This is a genomic window from Nostocoides sp. (assembly GCF_035343835.1).
Taxonomy (GTDB): Bacteria; Actinomycetota; Actinomycetes; order Actinomycetales; family Dermatophilaceae; genus Nostocoides_A; species Nostocoides_A vanveenii.
Genome location: NZ_DAOQZV010000285.1, coordinates 1 through 3,739, shown reverse-complemented (window position 1 = coordinate 3,739; position 3,739 = coordinate 1). Strand labels below are relative to the sequence as shown.

Below are 3,739 nucleotides of genomic sequence, written 5' to 3'. Positions count from 1 at the left end.
ACGATCACGCGGGCGATCGGACGGATCACCGAGCGCACCGGAAGGCCGGCGTTAGTGACGCACCTGTTCAATGGGATGCCTGCCTTCCATCACCGCGGGGGCGGGCCGGCCGCCGCCGCCCTTGCCGCGGCGGCGCGTGGTGAGGCGATCGTGGAGCTGATCGCGGACGGGGTGCACGTGTCTCCTGAGGTGGTGGCGATGGTCTTCGATCTGGTCGGGCCCGACCGGGTCGCCCTGGTCTCGGACGCCATGGCCGCGACCGGGCTCGGTGACGGGCGCTACCGGATCGGTGCCCTTCCGGTCGACGTGCGTGCGGGGACCGCGCGGCTGGTGGGCCCGGACGGCACGCTGGGCCCGATCGCCGGCTCCACGCATACGCTCGCCGACTGTGTCGCCTGGGCCGTCGGTGTCGCCGGCATCGCGCCCGCCGATGCCCGCCGCGCCGCGAGCATCACGCCGGCGCGCGCTATTGCGCTCAGCCTCGGCTAACAGCCCGCGAACCTGCCTGACAGACGTCGAGAGTCGGCGACACGCCGACGGACCGGCCCGGCGCTGCGCGTGTCGCCGACTCTCGACACGAGGACCTGCGTCGATAGCCAGGAGTCGGTGTCACGAGAGCCCGGCGAGGCGGTAGAGCACCAGGCTGCCCGCGACGGCGACGTTGAGGCTGGCCCCCCACCCCACCATCGGGATCTCGACGCACCCGTCGACACCGGCGAGCACCTGGTCGGGGATCCCGTGGTGCTCGTGGCCAAGGAGCAGGACCGTGGGCTCACGGGCCGGGCCCAGCCGGGGCAGCGCGGTGGCGTCGTCGGCGAGTTCGACGGCGAGCAGGCGCCGGCCGGCGGCTCGTTGCTCGGCGAGCCACTCCTCCTTGGTGGGCACCACCCAGTGGATGCACGGCCGACGACCGCGGAGGGTATCGCCGACGGTCAGCGCCTTGCGGTAGTGCTCGGTCCGCGGCACCGCCAGGCACGCTCCCACCGCGTCGCAGGAGCGCAGGAGGGTGCCGAGGTTCGCGTCATACGCCACCCAGAGCGGTGCGACGATCAGGTGGTTCCAGCACCCGTGGCGCGAGCGGCGGCGCTGGCTGCGCAACTTCCGCGGATTGGTCTTCGCGCCGGTCATCGGCGCGTGGCGGGGACTCCCGAGAGGCTCAAGTCTGTGGCGCCTTTCAGCGGCGGCGCCGGTCCATCGACGAGGAGCCACCCAGGATAGCGCGGCACCGACTGTCGGCCCCGGAGCGGTCCGGGCCTGGGACGCCCCCGACCCACGCAGAGCGTGGGACCCAGCTCCAATACGTCGCGGGGACCGCTGTCCGTCCGTGGTTTGGTCACCCGACGTCGGTTTCTTGGGCCACGGGATGCACGCCATCAGGTAGGCACGGACGACGGCGCACGCATCGGTCACGTCCGATCGCCGGAGGAGGACGCTCGTCGACGTTGTTGTTACGCAGCCAGCGCTGCGGGATCACCGCTCCCGGATGGCGCGCGCGGTCAGGGCGCCGGCGTCGATGATCCGCCCACCGGCAGGTTCGGCTCCCACGACCACGGCCCGAATCTCGAGTGCTCGACGATCCACGTCTCGACATCGTGGACGACGCCGGTGGCGATCAGCAGCCCGACGATCATGACGAGCACGCCGAGTGCCCGGCGCCAGGCTGCGTGCGGGTCCGCGGCCCAGCGCAGGCGTCGGACGGCCCGCTGCCCCACAAGGCCGACGGCCAGCAAGACCGCGCATAACCCGAGAACGTATGCCGCGAGCAGCCCCAGCCCGCGGGCCGGCTCGGCCGGCAGGACGGTGACAACGACATACGCATAGAGCGGGCTGCACGAGGTGAAGACGGGGCCGAGGGCGGCACCGGTCAGGGCGGCCCCAGCGATCCCGCGCCGCTGGTGGGACCGTGAAAGCCCTTGTGCCGTAGCACTACTCAACCGTGTGGCGATGGCCACGCGGTCCCATAGCTCGGGTGCTGTGGCGGCGACTCCGAGACCGACCAGCACGCTGCCGCTCACGAGCTGCCAGGCACGGGGCGGGACGTCGATGAGCGCGGTCGACACGCGGAGCAGCAGGGTGAACACGACCACGCTGGCGCCGAGCGCTGCGGTGATCACCACGGCGCGCCGGCGCGCCTCGCTGGTCACGGCGCCCTGCAGGGACCCGCCGACAACGACCGGCAGCAGGGTAAGCGCACACGGCGCCAGCGTCGTCAGGGCGCCGGCCAGCAAGGCGCCGGCCAAGGCGGCGATCATCGGCCACACCTCGCGCCGCGCCCGGAGCACTGTCGTGCCGCCGCCCCACGGGTCATACCGTCTTGGCCTTAATCTCCGCGCCGGTCCGGGTGCCCGTCCATTTCGCCAGCTCCATGCCAGCGCCGTCGATCTGGACAAAGGTGTGCTGCTGGGTGATGCCGTACTTCTTCTTCAGGTCGGTCATCGTGTCGTAGTCGACCTTGACGACGGTCAGCCCGGCGGGCACGCCGTCCGTCGTGAGCGAGGTGTCCGTGGCCTTGCAGTCGGGGCACCACGTGGCGTGGAAGAACAGGACGACCTTGGTGTCATGCCGTTCGGCCATCTGCTTTTGGTAGGCGTCATAGGGCAGGTAGGCGCCGGGCAGCATCGCGGTCTCGCTGCCCGTCATCTCGTGCGTCATGGACGAGGATGACGCGCTCGCCGGGGCGGTCGCGCCGGGGGTGCCCGCTGCGCCTGTGCCGCTAGCGCTCGTCTGTGTCGACGAACCGCAGGCGGTCAGGGCGAGGGTGGCGGCGAGGGCGGCGCCGGTGAACAGGGCTGGCATACGCATGGTGACTCCTTGGTCGGTGGTCACCCCACCCCAGCCGTCCGCCCGGGGCACCGCAAGGAATCCGTTGCACGTGTAAGGGATCGGTAACGGCGATTGCGCGGATATTACGATCTTCGGACGGCGTGGAGCGCTAAAGGTCGCGATTGTCGACGGCCTACCTAGTCTTGACGTCGTGCCCAGCCTGCTCCTTATCGAGGACGATGCGACGGTGCGGGAGGCGACCGCGACCTACCTGCGCCATGCCGGGTATGCCGTGACGACCGTCGCGAACGGAGCCGCCGCTCTGGTTGTCGTCGCGCGCGAGAGCATCGACCTGGTCCTGCTCGACCTGATGCTCCCCGGGCTAGGCGGCCTTGACGTCTGCCGTCGCCTGCGCGACCTGCGCCCCGGCCTACCGGTCATCATGGTCACCGCTCGAGGGCAGGAGCACGAGCGGGTGCAGGGGCTGTCCGCCGGTGCCGATGACTATGTAACCAAGCCCTTCTCCGCGCGCGAGTTGGAGTTGCGGATCCGGGGCGTGCTTCGGCGGGCGCTGGGTGTCGGGCCGGGTGTGCCGGCGCTGACCGAGTTGGTCGACGGTGGCCTTCGGCTGGACGTCGTCGGTCGGCGTGTCTATGACGGTGAGGCCGAGATTTCCTGCACGGCAAGGGAGTTCGACCTCCTGCTCTTTCTGGCGCGTAATCCGGGCGCGGTGTTTTCGCGCGACGACCTCATGCGCCAGGTGTGGGGTTGGGAGGTCGGCGACGCGACCACGGTCACCGTTCACGTGCGCCGGGTGCGCGAGAAGATCGAGGCCGACCCGAGCCGGCCGGTCCGGTTGGTGACGGTTTTCGGTCGCGGTTATCGCTGGGATCGCGCCAATTCGGCTGCGGTCGATCGGCCAGGGGCCGGCCCGGTGGGCGGAGCCGGCCCGGTGGGCGGGGCGGCGGGCCTGGAC

General features: G+C 71.1%; 4 protein-coding genes and 1 pseudogene. 2 read left to right on the top strand and 3 right to left on the bottom strand.

Translation table 11 applies throughout. The features are described 5' to 3' along the window. Positions 1–489, top strand: a pseudogene (locus tag PKH97_RS14870) (N-acetylglucosamine-6-phosphate deacetylase); the annotation flags it as partial. A 120-nt stretch (positions 490–609) separates the two neighbouring features. Here PKH97_RS14870 and PKH97_RS14865 read toward each other — a convergent pair. The 3 genes from PKH97_RS14865 to PKH97_RS14855 form a co-directional block, all read right to left on the bottom strand. Then, entirely contained in the window at positions 610–1,128 is a 519-nt protein-coding gene (locus PKH97_RS14865; RefSeq protein WP_324388358.1) for a TrmH family RNA methyltransferase, read from the bottom strand. 368 nt (positions 1,129–1,496) lie between these two features. Continuing rightward, positions 1,497–2,252 (bottom strand): cytochrome c biogenesis protein CcdA, encoded by a 756-nt coding sequence (locus tag PKH97_RS14860; protein ID WP_324388357.1) that lies wholly within the window; start codon positions 2,250–2,252, stop codon positions 1,497–1,499. 52 nt (positions 2,253–2,304) lie between these two features. Next, positions 2,305–2,802 carry a thioredoxin family protein gene (locus PKH97_RS14855; protein ID WP_324388356.1) on the bottom strand — a complete coding sequence of 166 codons (498 nt, stop codon included), beginning with the start codon at positions 2,800–2,802 and terminating at the stop codon, positions 2,305–2,307. A gap of 172 nt (positions 2,803–2,974) precedes the next feature. On the opposite strand from PKH97_RS14855, the gene PKH97_RS14850 reads away from it, so the two are divergent. Further along, the coding region (locus PKH97_RS14850; RefSeq protein WP_324388355.1) for a response regulator transcription factor at positions 2,975–3,739 on the top strand (765 nt) is incomplete at its 3' end.

Coding starts and splice junctions, on each gene's coding strand:
- PKH97_RS14860 (WP_324388357.1), bottom strand. CDS start 2,252: ATGATCGCCGCCTTGGCCGGCGCCTTGCTGGCCGGCGCCCTGACGACG.
- PKH97_RS14855 (WP_324388356.1), bottom strand. CDS start 2,802: ATGCGTATGCCAGCCCTGTTCACCGGCGCCGCCCTCGCCGCCACCCTC.
- PKH97_RS14865 (WP_324388358.1), bottom strand. CDS start 1,128: ATGACCGGCGCGAAGACCAATCCGCGGAAGTTGCGCAGCCAGCGCCGC.